Source organism: Streptomyces sp. CA-249302 (assembly GCF_050936785.1).
Taxonomy (GTDB): Bacteria; Actinomycetota; Actinomycetes; order Streptomycetales; family Streptomycetaceae; genus Streptomyces.
On sequence record NZ_JBNJMG010000001.1, the window covers coordinates 4,818,160 to 4,837,252 of the forward strand.

The 19,093-nt window shown below is 71.2% G+C and carries 18 protein-coding genes; 7 read left to right on the plus strand and 11 right to left on the minus strand.

The annotated features are described in order from the left end of the window. Positions 1-192: 192 nt before the first annotated feature. Together ACQEWB_RS21445 and ACQEWB_RS21450 are read left to right on the plus strand one after the other, a co-directional pair. The gene (locus ACQEWB_RS21445; RefSeq protein ID WP_432833371.1) at positions 193-966 is read left to right on the plus strand and encodes a helix-turn-helix domain-containing protein; all 774 of its coding nucleotides are present in this window, start codon (positions 193-195) and stop codon (positions 964-966) included. A gap of 68 nt (positions 967-1,034) precedes the next feature. Then, entirely contained in the window at positions 1,035-1,340 is a 306-nt protein-coding gene (locus ACQEWB_RS21450; RefSeq protein ID WP_432833373.1) for a helix-turn-helix domain-containing protein, read from the plus strand. A 10-nt stretch (positions 1,341-1,350) separates the two neighbouring features. On the opposite strand, the gene ACQEWB_RS21455 is transcribed toward ACQEWB_RS21450, so the two are convergent. Continuing rightward, positions 1,351-2,670: an MFS transporter gene (locus tag ACQEWB_RS21455; RefSeq protein ID WP_432833375.1), complete on the minus strand. Its 1,320-nt coding sequence runs from the start codon at positions 2,668-2,670 to the stop codon at positions 1,351-1,353. 71 nt (positions 2,671-2,741) lie between these two features. On the opposite strand from ACQEWB_RS21455, the gene ACQEWB_RS21460 reads away from it, so the two are divergent. Continuing rightward, a complete protein-coding gene (locus tag ACQEWB_RS21460) occupies positions 2,742-3,785 on the plus strand; it encodes a GlxA family transcriptional regulator (RefSeq protein WP_432833377.1) in 1,044 nt (347 codons plus the stop codon). Here ACQEWB_RS21460 and ACQEWB_RS21465 read toward each other — a convergent pair. Genes ACQEWB_RS21465 through ACQEWB_RS21480 form a run of 4 tightly spaced genes read right to left on the minus strand, consistent with a single transcriptional unit; the run spans position 3,678 to position 8,100 of the window. After that, positions 3,678-4,946: an MFS transporter gene (locus tag ACQEWB_RS21465; protein ID WP_432833379.1), complete on the minus strand. Its 1,269-nt coding sequence runs from the start codon at positions 4,944-4,946 to the stop codon at positions 3,678-3,680. The genes ACQEWB_RS21460 and ACQEWB_RS21465 overlap by 108 nt on opposite strands. A 30-nt stretch (positions 4,947-4,976) precedes the next feature. Further along, complete coding sequence (locus ACQEWB_RS21470) at positions 4,977-6,026, minus strand: Zn-dependent alcohol dehydrogenase (RefSeq protein ID WP_432833381.1); 1,050 nt, start codon at positions 6,024-6,026, stop codon at positions 4,977-4,979. Then, positions 6,026-7,174, minus strand: coding sequence for an acyl-CoA dehydrogenase family protein (locus tag ACQEWB_RS21475; RefSeq protein ID WP_432833383.1), 1,149 nt, complete (start codon positions 7,172-7,174; stop codon positions 6,026-6,028). The genes ACQEWB_RS21470 and ACQEWB_RS21475 overlap by 1 nt, the downstream gene beginning before the upstream one ends. 11 nt (positions 7,175-7,185) lie before the next feature. Next, positions 7,186-8,100: an SDR family oxidoreductase gene (locus tag ACQEWB_RS21480; protein ID WP_432833385.1), complete on the minus strand. Its 915-nt coding sequence runs from the start codon at positions 8,098-8,100 to the stop codon at positions 7,186-7,188. 84 nt (positions 8,101-8,184) lie between these two features. Here ACQEWB_RS21480 and ACQEWB_RS21485 point away from each other — a divergent pair, with 84 nt between their 5' ends. Beyond that, entirely contained in the window at positions 8,185-9,111 is a 927-nt protein-coding gene (locus ACQEWB_RS21485; RefSeq protein WP_432833387.1) for a cyclase family protein, read from the plus strand. A 390-nt stretch (positions 9,112-9,501) separates the two neighbouring features. Here the strand turns inward: ACQEWB_RS21485 and ACQEWB_RS21490 are convergent, their stop codons facing one another. The 4 genes from ACQEWB_RS21490 to ACQEWB_RS21505 form a co-directional block, all read right to left on the minus strand. Continuing rightward, positions 9,502-9,966, minus strand: a complete 465-nt coding sequence (locus tag ACQEWB_RS21490) for an ATP-binding protein (protein ID WP_432833389.1) — start codon at positions 9,964-9,966, stop codon at positions 9,502-9,504. 393 nt (positions 9,967-10,359) lie between these two features. Further along, positions 10,360-11,292, minus strand: a complete 933-nt coding sequence (locus tag ACQEWB_RS21495) for an acyl-CoA dehydrogenase family protein (protein WP_432843929.1) — start codon at positions 11,290-11,292, stop codon at positions 10,360-10,362. Positions 11,293-11,300: 8 nt separating this feature from the next. After that, entirely contained in the window at positions 11,301-12,419 is a 1,119-nt protein-coding gene (locus ACQEWB_RS21500) for an acyl-CoA dehydrogenase family protein (RefSeq protein WP_432833391.1), read from the minus strand. Further along, positions 12,419-13,615, minus strand: coding sequence for an amidohydrolase family protein (locus ACQEWB_RS21505; protein ID WP_432833393.1), 1,197 nt, complete (start codon positions 13,613-13,615; stop codon positions 12,419-12,421). Before ACQEWB_RS21505 ends, ACQEWB_RS21500 begins: the two co-directional genes overlap by 1 nt. 87 nt (positions 13,616-13,702) lie before the next feature. Between ACQEWB_RS21505 and ACQEWB_RS21510 the strand changes: the two genes are divergently transcribed. Beyond that, a complete protein-coding gene (locus tag ACQEWB_RS21510; protein WP_432833395.1) occupies positions 13,703-15,214 on the plus strand; it encodes a class I adenylate-forming enzyme family protein in 1,512 nt (503 codons plus the stop codon). Here ACQEWB_RS21510 and ACQEWB_RS21515 read toward each other — a convergent pair. Both ACQEWB_RS21515 and ACQEWB_RS21520 read right to left on the minus strand, forming a co-directional pair. Next, positions 15,193-15,705: an EF-hand domain-containing protein gene (locus tag ACQEWB_RS21515; RefSeq protein ID WP_432833397.1), complete on the minus strand. Its 513-nt coding sequence runs from the start codon at positions 15,703-15,705 to the stop codon at positions 15,193-15,195. The genes ACQEWB_RS21510 and ACQEWB_RS21515 overlap by 22 nt on opposite strands. A gap of 155 nt (positions 15,706-15,860) precedes the next feature. Further along, positions 15,861-16,241 (minus strand): STAS domain-containing protein, encoded by a 381-nt coding sequence (locus tag ACQEWB_RS21520; RefSeq protein WP_432833399.1) that lies wholly within the window; start codon positions 16,239-16,241, stop codon positions 15,861-15,863. Between the two features lie 309 nt (positions 16,242-16,550). On the opposite strand from ACQEWB_RS21520, the gene ACQEWB_RS21525 reads away from it, so the two are divergent. Together ACQEWB_RS21525 and ACQEWB_RS21530 are read left to right on the plus strand one after the other, a co-directional pair. Further along, positions 16,551-17,117, plus strand: coding sequence for a sigma-70 family RNA polymerase sigma factor (locus ACQEWB_RS21525; protein ID WP_432833401.1), 567 nt, complete (start codon positions 16,551-16,553; stop codon positions 17,115-17,117). 665 nt (positions 17,118-17,782) lie between these two features. Further along, the gene (locus tag ACQEWB_RS21530; protein WP_432843931.1) at positions 17,783-19,084 is read left to right on the plus strand and encodes an MDMPI N domain containing protein; all 1,302 of its coding nucleotides are present in this window, start codon (positions 17,783-17,785) and stop codon (positions 19,082-19,084) included. Positions 19,085-19,093: the final 9 nt, after the last annotated feature.

The following is a 19,093-nucleotide window of genomic DNA, read 5'->3' on the forward strand; positions in this document are numbered from 1 at the left end:
GTCCGTGGCTCGGTCCGAGTGCCGTCGGCTCTCACCGTGTAAGCGCTGATGTGGATGGACATGGCGACCATGTTCCGGACCAGTCGCGACCATTGCGGCGACGCTCAAGGCGTCCCTCGGGCGTTATGTCGGCGCCGGCCCGAGGGCGTCAAACCGGTGTCATTGGAGGCGAGACACGGCTACTCTCGGATCATGACGACCACGGCCGAGCGTGAGCGAATCCCCAACGATGTGCTCACCTCCGTACGCAAGTCGATGAACCTCAGCCAGGACGAGTTCGCCCAGGGCCTGCGTCGCGCGGGCGAGGAGTTGGGAGAGCCGAACGACGCCTCCAAGCGACTCGTGCAACGCTGGGAGTCCGGGGATACCCGGACATGCCGCCCGCTGTACGCACGGGCACTGAAGCAGCTCACCGGCCGCACCCCCGAGTCACTGGGGTTCGCGATCCCAATGACACGCGTCCACTCAGATGGGGCAGGAGGCCACGACATGGAAGCTGGGGAAGTCGGCACGGTTGACGCCGCCACAAGCCCGGAGCCAGAGCCGCAGAGCGAGTACGCGGGCATCTGGCTGTCCCGGTACGAGTTCTACTCGTCCAGCCGTGACGAGACGTTCGACTGCAAGCATCACGTCGTGATCGTCCAGCACGGCAACCGGCTGACAGCTCAGAGCATGCCCGGAGCGTCGACCAACCCGAACAGTCCGTTGTCTCTGGATCTCACCGTGGATCGGAATGTCGTCACCGGTACGTGGACCGAGCAGACAGCGGCCGACGGGTACTACCAGGGTGCCCGGTACCACGGTGCGCTTCAGCTGCTCATCGAGCCGACGGGTCGACGCATGGCGGGCAAGTGGGTCGGGTTCGGCAAGGACTTCGATGTGAACACGGGCCCATGGGAGCTGCGCCTGCTTGACCGATCGACCGGCCGTGCGAGCATCGAGCGGTACTCGACCACGCCGCAATGAGGGGACGCCCCCGACGGGCCATGGTGTGCTGCATCGAGGAACAGCACACAGCGGACGAAGCGTAGGACATGAGTGAGTGCCGGGGCTGGCACGAACTGCGGGACCCTGTCCTCGCCGCAACAGAAGCCCGGGAGGCGTACGACGCCGCGCGGATCCGCTTCGAGCTGGGTCACGCCGTACGCGAGCGGCGCGAGGCACTGGGTATGACACAGGATCAGCTCGCGCGGGCCACGGGCATGCGGCAGCCGGCCGTGGCACGGTTCGAGGCAGGTGGGACCATGCCCATGCCCACCCTGCCTCTCCTCGAACGGCTCGCCGTCGCCCTCGGCATGCGTCTGCGCGTCGGATTCGAGCCCCTCGACCGCGCGAGCTGAGGAACAGCGCTCAGGCCGTCATCTGGGCCGCCGCGAGCACCGGCACCGGCCGCCGCCGGATCACCAGCGCCATCAGCGCCGCCACCGCGCACAGCGCCCCGGCGACGTACCAGACCATGTCGTACGTGCCGAAGACGTCCCGGGCCACGCCGCCGAGGAAGGCGACCAGGGCCGCGCCGACCTGGTGGGAGGCGAGGACCCAGCCGAAGACGATCGCGCTGTCGTCGCCGTACTGCTCGCGGCACAGGGCGACGGTGGGCGGGACGGTGGCGACCCAGTCGAGGCCGTAGAAGACGATGAAGAAGAGCATCGGGGGGTGGACGGAGGGGGCGAGGAGCATGGGGAGGAAGAGGAGGGAGATGCCGCGCAGGGCGTAGTAGACGGCCAGCAGGCGGCGGGGTTCGAAGCGGTCGGTGAACCAGCCGGAGGCGATCGTGCCGACGACGTCGAAGACGCCGATCACCGCGAGCAGCGAGGCCGCCGCCGTGACGGGCATGCCGTGGTCGTGGGCCGCGGGCACGAAGTGGGTCTGCACCAGGCCGTTGGTGGAGGCGCCGCAGATCGCGAAGGTGCCGGCGAGGAGCCAGAAGGTGCCGGTGCGGGAGGCCGTGGCCAGGACCCTGAGGGTGCGGCGGGCGGCCCCGGTCGCAGGCGGCGGCTTCGGTACGAACTCCCTTGCCCCGTACGGCTTCAGGTCCACGTCCGCCGGGTGGTCGCGCAGCAGCAGCCAGACGAAGGGGACGACCGCGAGGGCGGCGAGGGACACCGTGACGGCGGCCGGCTTCCAGTCGTGCTTCTCGACGATCCAGGAGAGCAGGGGGAGGAAGATCAGCTGGCCGGAGGCGGACGCTGCCGTGAGGATGCCCGTCACCAGGCCGCGCCGCTCGGTGAACCAGCGGTTGGTGACCGTCGCCGCGAAGGCCAGCGCCATCGAACCGGTGCCCAGTCCGACCAGCAGGCCCCAGCACAGCAGCAGCTGCCAGGCGGCCGTCATCCACACCGTCAGCCCGGAGCCGAGCGCGATCACGGTCAGCGCCACGGCGACGACCTTGCGGATGCCGAAGCGGTCCATCAGGGCCGCCGCGAACGGGGCGGTCAGGCCGTAGAGCGCGAGGTTGATGGAGACCGCGGCGCCGATCGTGCCGCGCGACCAGCCGAAGTCCTCGTGCAGCGGGTCGATGAGCAGTCCGGGGAGCGAGCGGAAGGCGGCCGCGCCGATGATCGTCACGAAGGTGACGGCGGCGACGAACCAGGCTCGGTGGACACGAGGGGATCGCCGGGACTCGGGAGCCGCGTCGACGGCCGCTGCGGGTTCGGTTGTCTGGGTCACGACATAGAGGATCCCGGCCGGATTCATACGCATCCACTGGCCCGAAGGACAGCATTCGCTAGGATCGGGCCATGGACAGTGACGTACATGGGTCGGCGTTCCGCCCCCACCGCGTGGTCGTCCTCGCCATGGACGGCCTGCTCCCCTTCGAGCTGGGCATCCCGCACCGCATCTTCGGCCGCCCCAAGGACGCGCAGGGGCGGCGGCTGTACGAGGTGGTGACCTGCTCGATCCGGCCACCGGGCCCGGTGCGGACCGACGCCGACTTCTCGATCACGGTCGAGAACGGCCCGGAACTGCTGGCCACCGCCGACACGGTGATCGTCCCCGCCTCCTACGAGCTCGGCCCGGTCTTCAAGGAGGGCGTCCTCACCCCCGACCTGGCCGCCGCCCTCGCCCACATCCGCCCCGGCACCCGGCTCGCCTCCATCTGCACCGGCGTCTTCGTGCTCGCCGCCGCCGGCTACCTCGACGGCCGCCGCGCGACCACGCACTGGGCGGAGACCGACCAGTTGGCGGCCCTCTTCCCGCAGATCGACGTCGACCCGAACGTCCTGTTCATCGACGACGGCGACGTCCTCACCTCGGCGGGCGTCGCGGCCGGCCTCGACCTGTGTCTGCACATGGTGCGCCGCGACCACGGCACGGCGGTCGCCAACGAGGTCGCCCGCCGCACCGTCGTACCGCCGCACCGCGACGGCGGACAGGCGCAGTACATCGAGCGTCCGGTGCCGCAGCCGCAGGTGGCGACCACGACCGCGGCCCGCGCCTGGGCCCTGGGCCGCCTGCACGAGCCGATCCAGCTGCGGGACATGGCCGCGCAGGAGTCCATGTCGGTACGGACGTTCACCCGCCGCTTCCGTGAGGAGGTCGGCGTCAGCCCCGGCCAGTGGCTCACCCAGCAGCGCGTCGAACGGGCCCGCCACCTCCTCGAATCCAGCGACCTCTCCATGGACCAGGTGGCCCGCGACGCCGGCTTCGGCACGGCCCAGTCGATGCGCCAGCACCTACAGACGGCCCTCGGGGTCACCCCCACCGCATATCGCCGCACCTTCCGAGCCGGCACCCTCGACAGCGGCCTCCAGGGTTACGACGGTGTCGGCACCCTGCGCTGACCGCCCACCCCGACGCACCTCGCCCCACCAGCCGACCGCCGTGAGCAGCAGGGTGAGGCCCACGCCGGCCAGGATCGCCGTGGCCGGCGCGGTCACCCTCAGCAGGGCCCCGGCGAGGGAGCCGGTGGCGGCGTAACCGGCGCCTGCGGCGGCGTACATGACCGAGTAGCCGGCCGCGAGCAGGCTGGGCGGAAGGGTCTCGCGCAGGGACAGGTTGCGGACGAGCAGCACGCCCGACTGCAGCATCCCGCCCACGGCGAGCGCGGCGGCGATCCCGGCCGGCGCCGGTATCAGCGCGACCAGCGTCACGCACACCGTCATCGCGCACATCAGCACGAGGCTTCGGGTGCGCAGCAGCCCCGGCCAGGTGCGCAGCCCGTAGAGGAAGGCGCCGAGCCCGCCGCCCACCGCGAGCCCCGTCAGCATCGGCCCGGACCAGCCGACGCCGATGCCGCGCTGCTCCAGCAGGGCGGGCAGGACGAGTTCGGCGAGACCCAGCAGGGCGAGGCCGGCCGCGCCGGTGACGAACAGCGGCCAGGCGGCGGCCAGCAGCCGTAGTGGTGACTGCCCGGGCTGCTCCGCGCCCTGGGTGTGCCAGCGGGCCGGCAGCAGTCCGAGGCCCACGACCGCGGACGCCAGCAGGCCCGCCGCGAGCAACAGCGGCACGCGCGGTGCGACGCCGAGAGCCAGGCCGGTGACGGCGGCCGGGGAGACCGCCCAGATGCCCGAGACCAGTATCGACTCGGTGGACAGCGCCTGCGCCGCCGCTCGCTCCGGGACCAGGTCGGTGAGCAGCGCCCGTAACGCACCCGCCGAGGCGGCCGGTCCGGCCCCGGCCACGCACGCGAACGCGCCGAGGACGACGGGGTGCGCGTCGGGCAACGCCCCGAGTCCGGTGAAACCGGCGGCTCCGGCGGCGAGGCCCGCGGCGAGCTGGGAGCGGGCCCGGTCGGGACGCAGCCGCATGCCGAGGGTCGGGGCGCCGATGATCTCGCCGATCACATAGACCGCCGCGAGCACCGCCCCCAGCGCATACCCCCCGGCCCGTTCCCGCACCAAGAACACCAGGGCCAGCGGAGCCATGGCCACCGGCATGCGGGCGCCGACGGAGGTGCAGGCCCAGATCAGGACCTGCTTGGTGGCGACGTCACGGTAGGTCATGCGATCGACGTTAGGCGCCGCCACTGACAATCAGAAGGTGACCACACCCCGGGCCACCCGCCCCGCCTCCGCGTCCCCCACCGCCTTCTCGAAGTCCTCCACCGGATAGGTCTCGGTCACCAACTCGTCCAGCAGCAACCGCCCTTGACGGTAGAGCTCGGCATACAGCGGTATGTCCCGCTGCGGCCGCGAGGACCCGTACCGGCACCCCAGGATCGACTTGTCCAGGAACATCGAGGAGACGAGGAAGGACGCCTCCGCGGTGGCGGGCGCCGTGCCCAGCAGCACCGCCTGTCCATGACGGTCCAGCAGGTCGACGGCCTGCCGGACCAGCTCCACCCGCCCGACGCACTCGAAGGCGTGGTCCACCCCCGTCGGCAGCAGCTCCCGCACTCCGTCCGTCGACCCCAGGAAGTCGGTCGCCCCGAACTGCCGGGCCACCGCCTCCTTCCCGGGATTCGCGTCCACCGCCACGATCCGCGAGGCCCCCGCGATCCGGGCCCCCTGGATGACGTTGAGCCCGATCCCGCCGGTCCCGATGACCAGCACGGAATCCCCCCGGTCCACCCGAGCCCGGTTCAGCACGGCCCCCACCCCGGTCAGCACCCCGCACCCGATGAGGGCCGCGGAGGGCATCGGGATGTCCTTGGGAATCCGCACCGCCTGCACGGCCTTCACCACGGTCCGTTCCGCGAAGGCGGAGTTGGAGGCGAACTGGTACACCGGCCGCCCGCCCTGTGTGAAGGGCTGTCCCGGCCGCCCGATCGCCTTGCGGCACATGGTCGGCCGCCCCCGGTCGCAGTCGGCGCACGTACCGCAGTTGGCGAGGGTGGACAGCGACACGTGGTCACCGGGCGAGACATGGGTGACCCCGGCCCCGACGGCCTCCACCACCCCGGCCCCCTCATGCCCCAGCACCACGGGAACGGGGAAAGGTATGGTCCCGTCCACCACGGCCAGGTCGCTGTGGCACAGCCCGGCCGCCGAGATCGCGACCTGCACCTCCCCGGGCCCGGGATCCCGTACGTCCAGATCCTCGACGACCTCGACCCGCTTCCCGTCGTACACCACACCGCGCATCAGACGACCCCCTTGGGCTCCCTGGGCAGACCGAGCACACGCTCGGCGATGATCGTGCGCTGAACCTGGTCCGAGCCCCCGTAGACGGTGTCGGCCCGCGAGAAGAGGAACAGGTGCTGGAAGGCGTGGAGTTCGTACGGCAGCGAGGCCGACCACTCCCCGGGCCCCACGCTCGCCAGGGCGCCCCGCACCTCCATCGCCAGCTCCCCGAGCCGCTGATGCCATCCGCCCCACAGCAGCTTGGCGACGCTGGGCGCGCCCGCGTCACCCGAACTCCCCAGCGTCCGCAGCGCGTTCCACCGCATGACCCGCAGCTGGGCCCACTGCCGCACGAGCCGTTCCCGTACGGCCGGATCCGACACGACACCGGAGTCGAGGGCCGCCCGCACGACCTCCCCCAACTCCTTCGCGAATCCGACCTGTTGGGCCAGCGTGGAGACCCCCCGCTCGAACCCGAGCAGACTCATGGCGACCTGCCACCCGGCCCCCTCGCCCCCGACGACATGCTCCGCACGCGCGTGTGCCCCGTCGAAGAAGACCTCGTTGAAGTCGCTGGTCCCGGTCATCTGCCGAATGGGCCGCACCTCGATGCTTCCCGGCTGGTCCATCGGGACGAGGAGGAAGCTCAGGCCGTGGTGGCGCCGTGAGTCCGGCTCCGTACGGGCGAGGACGAAGCACCAGTCGGCTTCATGGGCGAGCGAGGTCCAGATCTTCTGCCCGGTGATCCGGTAGTACGCCCCTTCACGCACGGCCGTGGTCCGCACGCCGGCCAGGTCGGAGCCGGCGTCCGGCTCGCTGTACCCCTGACACCACAGCTCCTCGCCCCCGGCGACCGGAGGCAGGAACCTGGCCTTCTGCTCGTCGCTCCCGTGCGCGAGAAGGGTGGGCGCCAGCAGGTTCTCGCCGATGTGCCCGGACCGCGGAGCCGCACCCGACCGGGCGTACTCCTCGGCCCAGACGACCTGTTGGGTGAGACCGGCGATCCGGTTCCCGTATCCGGCTTCGCTCCACCCGAGCCCGATCCACCCGGCCTTGCCAAGAGTGCGCTCCCAGGTACGACGGTCCTGCTCGCCGTCGGCATGCTCGGACAGCCACGCCCGGGCCTCCCCCCGAAACGCTTCGTCATCGGACGTAAATGCAAAGTCCACGCGGATCTCCTCTACTGGGCGTTGGGCCGAGCGCCTTCCTTCGCAGCCCTCTCCATGGCCGCCAACCGCTCGAGCATCGGCATCGGATCCACCCCCACCGACCCCGGCAGGAACTCCGCGATCATTTCCGGCGTCCAACCGCCGGAGGCATACGCGGACCGCAACTCCCGGGGCTGAGCCCAGACCGCCAGCTTGGGCCCGGCGATCGTGTAGACCTGCCCGGTGATCCCGGACTCCCTGGCCCGATCGGACAGCAGGTACACCACAAGGGCGGCCACGTCCTCCGGCTCCCCGATCTCCGCCAACTCCATCGGCACATTGGCGGACATCCGGGTACGGGCGACCGGCGCCACCGCATTGGCGCTCACCCCGTACTTGTTCAGGCCCAGCGCGGCGCTCCGCACCAGCGAGATGATCCCGCCCTTCGCCGCGCTGTAGTTGGCCTGCGAGACCGACCCCTGGTGATTGCCGCTGGTGAACCCGATCAGGGTCCCGGCCCGCTGTTTCCGCATCACCGCCGAGGCCGCCCGGAAGACCGTGAAGGTCCCCTTCAGATGAGTGGCGACGACCGGATCCCACTCCTCCTCGGACATGTTGAACAGCATCCGCTCGCGCAGGATCCCGGCGACGCACACGACACCGTCCAGCCGCCCGTACGAGGACACCGCCGTCTCGACGACCCGCGCGCCGCCCGCCATGGTGGACACGTCGTCGGCCACCGCGACCGCGTCCCCGCCGGCCGCCTCGATCTCCTTGACGACCCCGTCGGCGATCTCGCTCGTCGGCGAGGCCCCGTCGATCGAGACCCCGTAGTCGTTGACGACGACCTTCGCCCCCTCGGCAGCCGCGCCGAGGGCGACCGCCCGCCCGATCCCCCGCCCGGCACCGGTCACGGCGACGACCTTGCCTGCCAAGAAGTTCCCCACGCCCGGCCCCTTCCCGCGGTTTCTGACGGACCGTTAGATTTTATGACCCGTCAGATGCCAGGAGACAAGCCCCGGGGAGGTCCGATGTCGCTGCCCGCCGAATTCCACGAGATCGCCAAGCGCGTGAACAACTGGGGACGTTGGGGCGCCGACGACGAGATCGGCACCCTCAACCTGATCACCGACGAGGTGGTCCGCGAGGCCGCCGCCACCGTGCGCACCGGCCGCCGTGTCCCGCTCGCCCTCCCACTGAAGCAGGACGGCGTGCAGACCGGGTTGGTCCCCGGCCGCGTCAACCCGCTGCACGCGATGGTGCAGATCAACCAGGAGCTCTTCGGCCCGGGCACGATCGCGTGCAGCGACGACGCCGTGACCATGAGCCTGCAGTCGGGCACCCACTGGGACGCGCTCAGCCATGCCTCGCACTCGGGACGGCTCTACAACGGCCGCCCCGCCGACACCATCACCCCGCACGGCGGCGCCGAGTTCGGCGGCATCGACAAGGCGCGGCACATCGTCTCCCGCGGCGTCCTGCTCGACGTGGCCCGCGCACTGCACACGGACCGCCTCGACGGCTCGCACGCCGTCACACCGGAGGACCTGGAGGCCGCCGAGGACCTCGCGGGCACCCGCGTGCGCGCCGGCGACATCGTGCTCGTGCGGACCGGCCAGGTCCAGGTGTATCTCGCCGGGAACAGGGAGGGTTACGGCTATCCGTCGCCAGGTCTCTCGGTCCGCACCCCGGAGTGGTTCCACGCGCGGGACGTGGCCGCGGTCGCCAACGACACCCTGACCTTCGAGATCTTCCCGCCCGAGATCGAGGACCTGTGGCTGCCCGTGCACGCGCTCGACCTGGTGGAGATGGGGATGCTTCAGGGGCAGAACTGGAATCTGGAGGAGTTGTCCACAGCCTGTGGAGAAAGCGGCCGGTACGCGTTCCTGCTGTCGGCGATGCCCGAGCCCTTCGTCGGCGGCACCGGAACCCCGGTGGCACCGGTGGCCGTTCTCTAGCCGTGAAGCCGCGGCTCCCCGACCTCGCCGACCGGCGGCGCGGCGCCCGCCCCGAACACGGCACCGCGCACCGCCGACCGACTCCGGCGCTCCCGCCCCGACTTCCCTGGGCCCTGCAAGAAGCCGACGCCGAATCACGACCCACACTCGCCGAGGGCTTCCGTCACCGAAACCCTCGTCGTCCCCTCACGGCGAATCGCTGACCACAAGCGTGATCAAACGGACACGGCGCGTCAACACCCGTACGAGGATTTATTACTTACGCCCTATTTGCCGCAGGCGCGCACGGAAGCACGCACCCGGCGCACCACCTCTCACCGGCCGCGGAGTGGCAACGGTTTCTGCAACCGTGCCCCGGATGTGACGGCGCTTTCCGCAACCGTCCGCCGGTCACACCGCCTCGAAGGCCAGCCCCTCGTACGCCGACGCGCCACCGCCCGCGTAGCCCGAGGCGGTCTGCGCGGAGCGGTCGCAGCGGTCGAGTTCGCACCAGATGCGCTTGCCCGCGCCCTCGGGGCTCCAGCCCCAGCGGTCGGCGAGCCCGTCGACGAGGGCGAGTCCACGGCCGCCGGTCGCGTCGCCGTCCGCGCAGCGCGGCACGGGCGCCCGGGAACTGGCGTCGGCCACCTCCAGGCGCACGGTGGCCGACCCGGCCGCGACGCCGGGCAGGGAGAGCCGCAGCACGGCCGGACAGCCGGTGTGCACCACGGCGTTGGTGACCAGTTCGGACACGAGCAGGATCAGTGTCTCGGCGAGCGGCTCGTCGACCTCTATGCCGGACCCGGCCAGGCGCGAACGGGCCCACCTCCGCGCTCGCCCCACCTCAGCGGGGTCGGGCCGGACTTCCAGCTGCACCTGAAGCACCTGCACCGCTCACACCATCCGAACCGGCGGACACATGACCTCTCGCCACGCACGCGCCGCAGCGAGGGCCACGATCGTAGCCATTTTCTGCATGGCCAGAACAATGGCCAGAGCAAGGGTCACGGAACGTGAATCCCTTACGAGACAGCATGGTTGACGTACAGTCACCCCAACAAGCGCTTCGGGCATATTCCAGCGCGAAGGAGTACCCGTGCGGCATACTGTGCGACGCTCTACGCGGGGAGTCGAACAGGCCAGTTCCACTCGCATCCCCAGAAGGTACCGGAGCGGAACACCGACTCCAGGACGTGACGGGTCACACATAGGACACAACCCGATATCAACGCTCAGTGATTCCGGTATGCCACAATCCGCGACATCCCCCTAGCCGACCAGGTCGGCGGCGAGCAGCTCCTCACCCTCCCTACCGCCCCCACCACGCTGTGCCCGCACCCAGGCCCGCTTCAGCAGCAGATGCACCTCGCTCTCCCAGGTGAAGCCCATCCCGCCATGCACCTGAAGACAGTCCCGGGCCCCCCGCACGGCGGCCTCGTCGGCAAGCAGCCGGGCAGCGGCGATGTCCCCCCGATCCCCGGTGACGGCAGCGGCATAGACCGCGACCCGGGCCACCTCGACGCGCACGAGGATCTCCGCGCAGAGGTGCTTGACGGCCTGGAAGGCCCCGATCGGCTGCCCGAACTGCTCGCGCGTCCGGGCGTGTTGCACGGCCAGCTCACACGCGCGCACGGCGGTACCGAGCTGCTCGGCAGCGGTGAGCAGGACGGCGACGGGATCGGCCGGAGCGGGCGCCGGCACCCGATGCAGAGGCGTCAGGGGATCCACCGACTTCAGCGCTACGGCCCCTTCGGCGCCCTTGCGCACGACGTCGGCCTCATCCATCCACTCCACGAGCCTGCCGTCCGCAGCGGCGACGACAACCTCCCCTTCGGCCGCCCCCGGGACTTCCCCGGCCGCGAGATGAGTCGCGACGAGCGGTCCGGGGACCAGAGCCCGCCCAGCCTCCTCGAACGCCAACACGGCTTCGGGAAGACCGAGTCCGGCCCCGCCATCGGATTCCGACAAGCGCAACGAGAAGAACCCGAGCTCACCGAGAACCCGCCACAGACCCCGATCGAGACGGGGCTCGAAGTCACCGGGCCGCGCGGTGCCGTTTTTTGGGGGCGCGGGGCTGCATCGATCAGCGGCTCCGCCGCGGGGCGCGACCAGCCCCCACACACCCGCACCCGCCCGACGACCAATCACACCCCGCACAGTGGCGCGCAACTCCACTTGCTCATCCGTCAGTTGAAACCGCACGACCCCACTCACCCCCTCCCCTTCGGCAACCCGAGAATCCGCTCGGCCACGATGTTCTGCTGAATCTGTGAGGTCCCCGCAGCGATGGTGTACGACAGCGAGGACAACCGGTCGAGCACCCAGTCCCGTTCGAGATCAAGCGAACCGACACCCAGAACCTCGGCCGCCGCGTCGTACAACTCCTGCCGCGCCTGCGAGTACCGCAACTTGAACACCGACCCCCCGACCCCCGGCACCCCACTCACGTTCCACTGCGTAAGCCGCCACAACGCCCGGAACTCCGCGTTCAGCCTGCCGAGCCGCCGCCGCAACCCGGGATCGTCCCAGCGGCCGTTCTTCCGCGCCTCGGTGGCGAGCTCCCCCAACACCCGCCGACAGGCGACCACTTCCCCCACGAACGCCGTACCGCGCTCGAAGGAGAGCGTCACCATGGTCACGCGCCAGCCGTCGTTCTCATCCCCCACCCTGTTGGCAACCGGCACCCGCACCTCGTCGAGGAACACCTCGGCGAACTCGTCGGACCCGGCAAGCGTCTTCAAGGGCCGCACGGTGATCCCTGGAGCGTCCATCGGCATCGCAAGCCAACTGATCCCCCGATGCTTCGGCGCCTCCGCGTCGGTCCGCACCAACAGCTCGCACCAGTCGGCGACTTCCGCATGCGACGTCCAGATCTTGGACCCGCTCACCACGTACTCGTCGCCCTCCCGCCGCGCACGCGTCCGCAGCGACGCGAGGTCGGACCCGGCGTCCGGTTCGCTGAACCCCTGGCACCAGACGGACTCCCCCCGCAGGATCGGCGGCAGCCACCGCGCCCGCTGCTCGGCCGTCCCCTCCGCCGCGATGGTCGGCCCGGCATGCAATAGCCCGACGAACCCGGCGCCCACATAAGGCGCGCCCGCCTTCTCGGTCTCCTCGAGGAAGATCAGCCGAACCGTCGGCGACGCGTCCCAGTGCACGTCGGCGTACCCGGCGTCGTACAGCATCCGCTGCCAGCCCATGTCGTACGCCCGGCGCCCCGGCCAGTCGTCCGGCGACGGCTTCGGCGGCAGTGTCGGCAGCGCCTTGCCGAGCCACTCCCGCAGCCGCGCCCGGAAGTCCTCCTCCTCGGGCGTGTACGCGAGGTCCATTACTTGTCGAAGTCCAGGTCGAGCATGCGGATCGCGTTGCCCCGCATCAGCTTGTAGACGGTCTCGTCGTCGAGGCCCTTCACATGGTCGAGGGCGACCTCCTTGGTGTGCGGGAAGGTCGAGTCGACGTGCGGGTAGTCGGTCTCGAAGGTGGCGTTGTCACGGCCGACGACATCCAGCGAGGCGACCCCGTGCTTGTCGCGGAAGAAGCAGCAGAACATCTGCCGGTAGTAGTACGTCGACGGCGGCTCCGGGACCAGATCCCGCACCCCGCCCCACGCCCGGTGCTCCTCCCACACGTCGTCGGCGCGCTCCAAGGCATACGGGACCCAGCCCATCTGCCCCTCGGAGTAGGCGAGTTTGAGCGTCGGGAACTTCACCAGGACCCCGCTGAAGAGGAAGTCCATCATCGAGGCCATGGCGTTGTTGAAGCTCAGCGAGGCCTGTACGGCGGGCGGGGCGTCCGGGGAGGCGGCCGGCATCTGCGAGGACGAGCCGATGTGCATGTTGATGACGGTCCCCGTCTCCTGGCAGACCGCGAAGAACGGGTCCCAGTACCCGGAGTGGATGGACGGCAGCCCGAGATAGGTGGGGATCTCGGAGAACGTCACCGCGCGCACCCCTCTCGCCGCGTTGCGCCGGATCTCCGCGACCGCCAACTCCACGTCCCACAGCGGGATCAGGCAGAGCGGGATGAGCCGCCCGCCGCTCCCCCCGCACCACTCCTCGACCATCCAGTCGTTGTAGGCGCGCACACAGGCCAGCGCGACCTCCTTGTCGTGCGCCTCGGCGAAGGTCTGCCCGCAGAAGCGCGGGAAGGACGGGAAGCAGAGGCTGGCCTCGACGTGGTTGAGGTCCATGTCCGCCAACCGGGCCTTCGGGTCCCAGCACCCGCGCCGCATCTGCTCCCGGGTGATCCCGTCCAGCGTCATCTCGTCCCGGTCGAAGCCGACGGCGGCGATGTTGCGCTTGTACGGGAACTTCAGGTCCTCGTAGATCCACCAGTCGGTCGGCGGACCCTCCGGGTCCATCGTGATCCGGTACTTGCCGGCGACGTACGCGAGTTCGCCGATCCCCGCGGTGAGCGGCTGCGGGCCGCGGTCGCGGTACTTGGCCGGCAGCCAGGTCTCGAAGAGGTGCGCCGGCTCGATCACATGGTCGTCGACGCTGATGATGCGGGGCAGTTCGGTGGACATGATTCCCCTCCGCCGGACGATACGTATCTGATGACCCGTCAGATAGCATGTCACCTGACGAGTCGTCAGCCAAGGCAGGGGGCACACGTGAACGAGACACCGCACTCCCTGGGTTCGAGCCGCACGCTGTGGGAACTGGTGGACCGCCGCGCCCGGCTCACCCCCGACCGTCCCGTGCTCCTCCAGGACGACCGCACCCTGACCTTCGGCGACCTGCACGCGCGTGCCGAGCGCGTCGCGGCCGGCCTGTACGACATGGGCGTACGCCCCGGCACGGTGGTCGCCTGGCAGCTCCCCACCCGCATCGAGACGGCCCTGCTCTCCTTCGCGCTGGCCCGCCTGGGCGCCGTACAGACGCCGGTCATCCCCTTCTACCGCGAACGCGAAGTCGGCTTCGCGCTGCGGGAGTCCAGGGCCGAGTACTTCGCCGTCCCCGGCGAGTGGCGCGGCTTCGACCACACCGCGATGGCGCGACGGCTCGGCGCGAAGGGGGTCTTCGAGGCGTACGACACCCTCCCGGACGGCGATCCGGCGGTGCTGCCCCCGCCGCCCGCGGAGGGCACCTCGGTGCGCTGGATCTACTGGACCTCGGGCACCACCTCCGACCCCAAGGGCGTCCTGCACACGGACCGTTCGCTGATCGCGGGCGGCTCGTGTCTCGCGCACGCCCTGCATCTGTCGGCGGACGACGTGGGCTCGATGGCCTTCCCGTACGCGCACATAGCCGGGCCCGACTACACGGTGATGCTGCTGCTGTACGGCTTCCCCGCGGTGATGTTCGAGCAGTTCGCGATGCCGGACGCGCTGGAGGGGTACCGCCGGCACGGGGTGACGGTCGCCGGCGGGTCGACGGCGTTCTACTCGATGTTCCTCACCGAGCAGCGCAAGCAGCCGGGAGTGAAGGTCGTCCCTTCGCTACGGCTGCTCGCGGGCGGCGGGGCACCGAAGCCGCCGGAGGTGTACCACGCCGTGGTGCGCGAGATGGGGGTGCAGCTCACGCACGGGTACGGGATGACCGAGGTGCCGATGATCACCATGGGGGCGCCGGACGACACCGTGGAGAACCTCGCGACCACCGAGGGCCGGCCGCCGGAGGGGATGGAGATACGGATCGCCGGGGACGGGGAGGTGCGGCTGCGCGGGGAGGCCGTGTGCCAGGGGTATCTGGACCCGGCGCAGACGGCGGCGGCCTTCGACGAGGACGGGTTCCTGCGCACCGGTGACCTGGGCTTCGTCACCGGGTCCGGGCATCTGGTCCTCACCGGGCGGCTCAAGGACGTGATCATCCGCAAGGGCGAGAACATCTCGGCGAAGGAGATCGAGGACCTGCTGGCCGCGCACCCCGCGGTCGGGGACGTCGCCGTGATCGGGCTGCCGGACGCGGAGCGCGGGGAGCTGGTGTGCGCGGTGGTGGAACGGCCGCCGGGTGCCGAGAAGCCGACCCTGGACGCCGTAACCGCGTATCTGCGCGCGGAAGGGCTGTCGGTGCACAAGCTGCCGGAGCGGCTGGAGGTGGTGGACGCCCTTCCGCGCAACGAGACGCTGCGGAAGGTACTCAAGTACAAGCTGCGCGAGCGCTACTCGGGAACCGTGAAGTAGCGGGCGAAGGCGGGCACGATCTCGTCCTCCCGCACCTTGCCGTCGCCGTCGGTGTCCAGCGCCGCGGCGGCGAACTCGGCGGCCTCCCGGGGCACGCCCAGGATGCGCAGTACGCGCGCGGTGTCGGCGACGGTGGCCGCCCGGTCGCCGTCGGTGTCGGCGAGGTCGAGGGCCGCGTGCAGGAACGGGCGGGCGATCTCGGCGAACCGGTCGGGGTTGTCGCGCAGGCGCTTGACCGCGCCGTTCACGAACTCGTCCCGGGTGATGCGCTGGTCGCCGTCGCGGTCCGCTATCCCGGCCATGCCCTGCCAGAACGCCTCGGCACCGGCGTACAGCGCCTGCCCCTTGTCGGAGCGGGCCGCGACCGCGAACTCGGCGAGCAGCGCCTTGGCCGCCCCGCTGAAGTCCTCGCGGTCGATGTAGCCGTTGCCGTCCTGGTCGAAGGTGGCGAACCGGGCGGCGATCCTGCGCTCGTACTCGCTGCTGACCATGTCTCTCTGGCCGCCTTACTCACGTCGGAGGTGTATCTCGACGGAGCGTACGACGCGCCACCCCTCGCGGGCGCGGTAAAGCGTCGCTTGTGCCAAGACCGGGGGAATTTTGGAACAACGGTGATGCAGAAGCCCCGGCGGCGGTCACGGCTGCGCTACGCGGAGAGCGGTCCGGCCTCCTCGGCGACGGCTTGCGCCAGGTCGCCGTACACGTCGAAGAGGCGGCGGACGCCGAGGGCGCCGAGGACCCGGTTGACGTGGGATCCGTCGACCGCGCCCTGCGCCGGGAGTATCAGGCGCAGGCTGCCCTGGCAGGAGCGGATCAGCCGGCGGGCGGCGATGAGCACGCCGACGCCGCTGGAGTCGCAGAAGAAGACCTCGGAGAGGTCGAGGACGAGACTGTGACGGCCGTCCGCCACCGCGTCGTGCACCCGTTGGCGCAGCGCCGGTGAGGTCACCAGGTCCAGTTCGCCCGACACTTGGAGCACGGTCCAGTCGCCCTGCTCGCCGCCGGTCACATAGAACGCCACCACCATGCCCTTCGTTCGCCGGAACCCCCGCAAACGGAAGTCGTTCCTACGCTTCCTTGCAGCGCGGCTGCCCAGCGGCCGTTCCCTGAAACACAACGTGAGAAACGGGAACCGATCGAAAGAGGCTTGTTTTAGTCGACTTCGATCCTGTTCGATCAGATCAGGTGCCAGGTCGGTGAAGGTCCACTATCACCTGCGGATCGGCGGGGGCGCGCGTTGCGACAAAGGGGCGTGCGTTGTCGGACGTGCCGACTACATTCGAGGTGACGGTGGGCGCAGGCTTGGCAACGGCACGGGCACGGGTGAGGGGGCCGCATGGCGAAGAAGGACGCACCGCCTCGCTGGGACCGCAAGATGCAGCAGCGACTGGCCCGCGGTGAGGCGGCCGCCCTCGGCGAGCTCTACGACCGCTTCGCCTCGCTGGTCCACGGCCTGGCCCACCGCGTCCTGGGCGACGAGCGCGCCGCCGACGGCATCACCCGCGAGGTATTCGCCCACGTCTGGGAGCACCCGGAGACGTACGACCCCAAGGAGGGCCCGCTGCGGTCCTGGGTAGCGGCCCTCACCCACCGCCTCGCCGTCCAGCGCCTGCGCGCCACGGAGACGGCGGCGCTGACCGCGGGAGGCTCCACGGAGGAACTCGAACACAAGGTCCGCCGAGCCTCCGTCGCCGCCCGCGCCGACTACATCGTCACCTCCATGCCCTCCCCGCTCCGCTCCGCCCTGGAGCTGGCGTACTTCCAGCGCCGCGACTACCGCCAGACCGCGGCCGACCTGGGCGTCACGGAGGACGAGGCCCGCCGCCGCCTCCGCCTGGGCCTCCAACTCCTCTCCACCGCCCACGACACGGGAGCACCACCCGGATACGGGGGTGCGGTGTGAGCGGCTTCGAGGCGTACGAGGGGCAGGGGTACGGCGGCTTCGGGGGCCGGGAGGGTTCCGGGGGCCGGGAGGACCTGGGCCGCGACGGCGCCGGAAGCCGGGACGGCCTCGGGGACGGCGAGGAGAAGAGCGGCGGGGAGACGGGGGACCGACGGGAGGGGTACGGCGTTCCGGGCATGGCGAGTGGACAGGGTGCCGGTGCGGGTGGGCCGGAGAGCGGTCCCGGGGGTCCCGTCGGCGCGGGCGGGCCCGGGGGCCACGTCGGGCCGGGTGGTCCGGCGAGCGGCAGCGGGCGCGGCCAGGACCCCGACCAGCCGCCCCGCATACCGATGCCGCGCGCGTCCGTGGAGGACGGCGACGGACCGCTGCCCGCGCTGGAGAACCTCGGGGAGCCGGCGCCGACACGTCTGACGAACTCGGGAGAGCCACCGGAGAACCCGGGTGAGCCGGCTGCCGCGCAGTCGGAGGATCCGGGCGAGCCGGCCCCCGCCCAGTCGGAGAACCCGGACGAGCCGGCCCCCGCCCAGTCGGAGAACCCGGACGAGCCGGCCCCCGCCCAGTCGGAGAACCCGGACGAGCCCGCCCAGTCGGAGGAGGCCGGCGGGTCGGCCCAGTCGGAGGAGGCCGGCGGGTCGGCCCCCGCCCAATCGGAGAACCCGGGCGGGTTGGCGGCTGCCCAGTCGGAGAACCCGGACGAACCCGAACCGACGCCCGCCCAATCGGAGGATGCGGGCGGGTCGGCGGCTGCCCGGCGGGGGGACTCGCGAGGGCCGACGGGTGCTCGGCCGCTTGGCCCGGATCAGTCGGTGCCTGCCGAGCCGCGGGCTCCTGGAGAGTCCTCGTCCGCCCCGCTGATCCTGGAGCACCGGGTTCTGACGTCCTTGCTCGGGGCCTGGGCGTTGGCCGCGTGTTCCGTCGAGGAGACTGCTGCCGTCGAGGAGCATCTCGGTGATTGCGGGTCCTGTGCCGACGAGGCCCTGCGGCTGCGGGAGGCCGTCGGGCTGCTGCATCCGCCGGAGAGCCTCGACCTGGACCCGGCCCTGCGCACCCGCGTCCTGGAGGGCTGCCTCGACCGGCGGCCGCCGCGCATCCCCGTGCCGGAGTGGGCGGCCCCCTACGACGCCGAGACGGCCCGGCTCGACGCGCTGCTCCAGGACATAGGCGACGCCGAGTGGCACGCCCCCGTGCGGCTGCGCTGGTTCGAGGGCGACGGCCCCACCAGCCGCCGTACGACAGTGGCCGGTGTCATCGCCCACCTCCTCACCGTCGACGGCCTGGTCGCGCTCGCCCTCGGCCTCGACGACCCGCTGGGCGACGTGACCGCCGACCGCCCCACCCCGACGGCCCGCACGGAGGCGTACTGGCGCACGTCGTACTTCCCGCCGACCCGCTCGGTCCGGGCGCCGTGGCGCGAGCAGACCCACGACCTGGTCCGCACCGTGTCCTTCACCGGCGGCTCCGGCTCGGCCCGCCTGGCCGTCCCGTACGGCGACTTCGAACTGCCGCTGCACGACGCGATGCTGGACCGGGCCTTCGAGTGCTGGGTGCACGCGGAGGACATCGCCGAGGCGGTGGACTACCCGTACGAGCCGCCCTCCCCCCGCCACCTGCACCGCATGATCGACCTGGCGGCCCGCATGCTGCCCGCCGCGCTTGCCGTGCGGCGCCAGAGCGGGTTGGCGGCTCCTTCGCGGGGGCGGCACCTGGTCCCGGCGGGGGAACCTGGTCGTACCCTCCGTCTTGAGATCGAGGGGCTCGGTGGCGGCGAGTGGCTGATTCCGCTGGACTCCCCTGCCACGGTGGGCTCCGCGGAGCATGAGGTGGCCCATGTGGCGCTGGACGGCGTCGAGTTCTGCCATCTCGCGGCCGGGCATGTGCCGCCGCAGGAGGCTGCCGCCGGGCAGGTCGGTGACCGGGAGGCGATCAGGGACGTGCTGTTCGCGGCGGCGTCATTGAGCCGGATGTAACCGGGACTG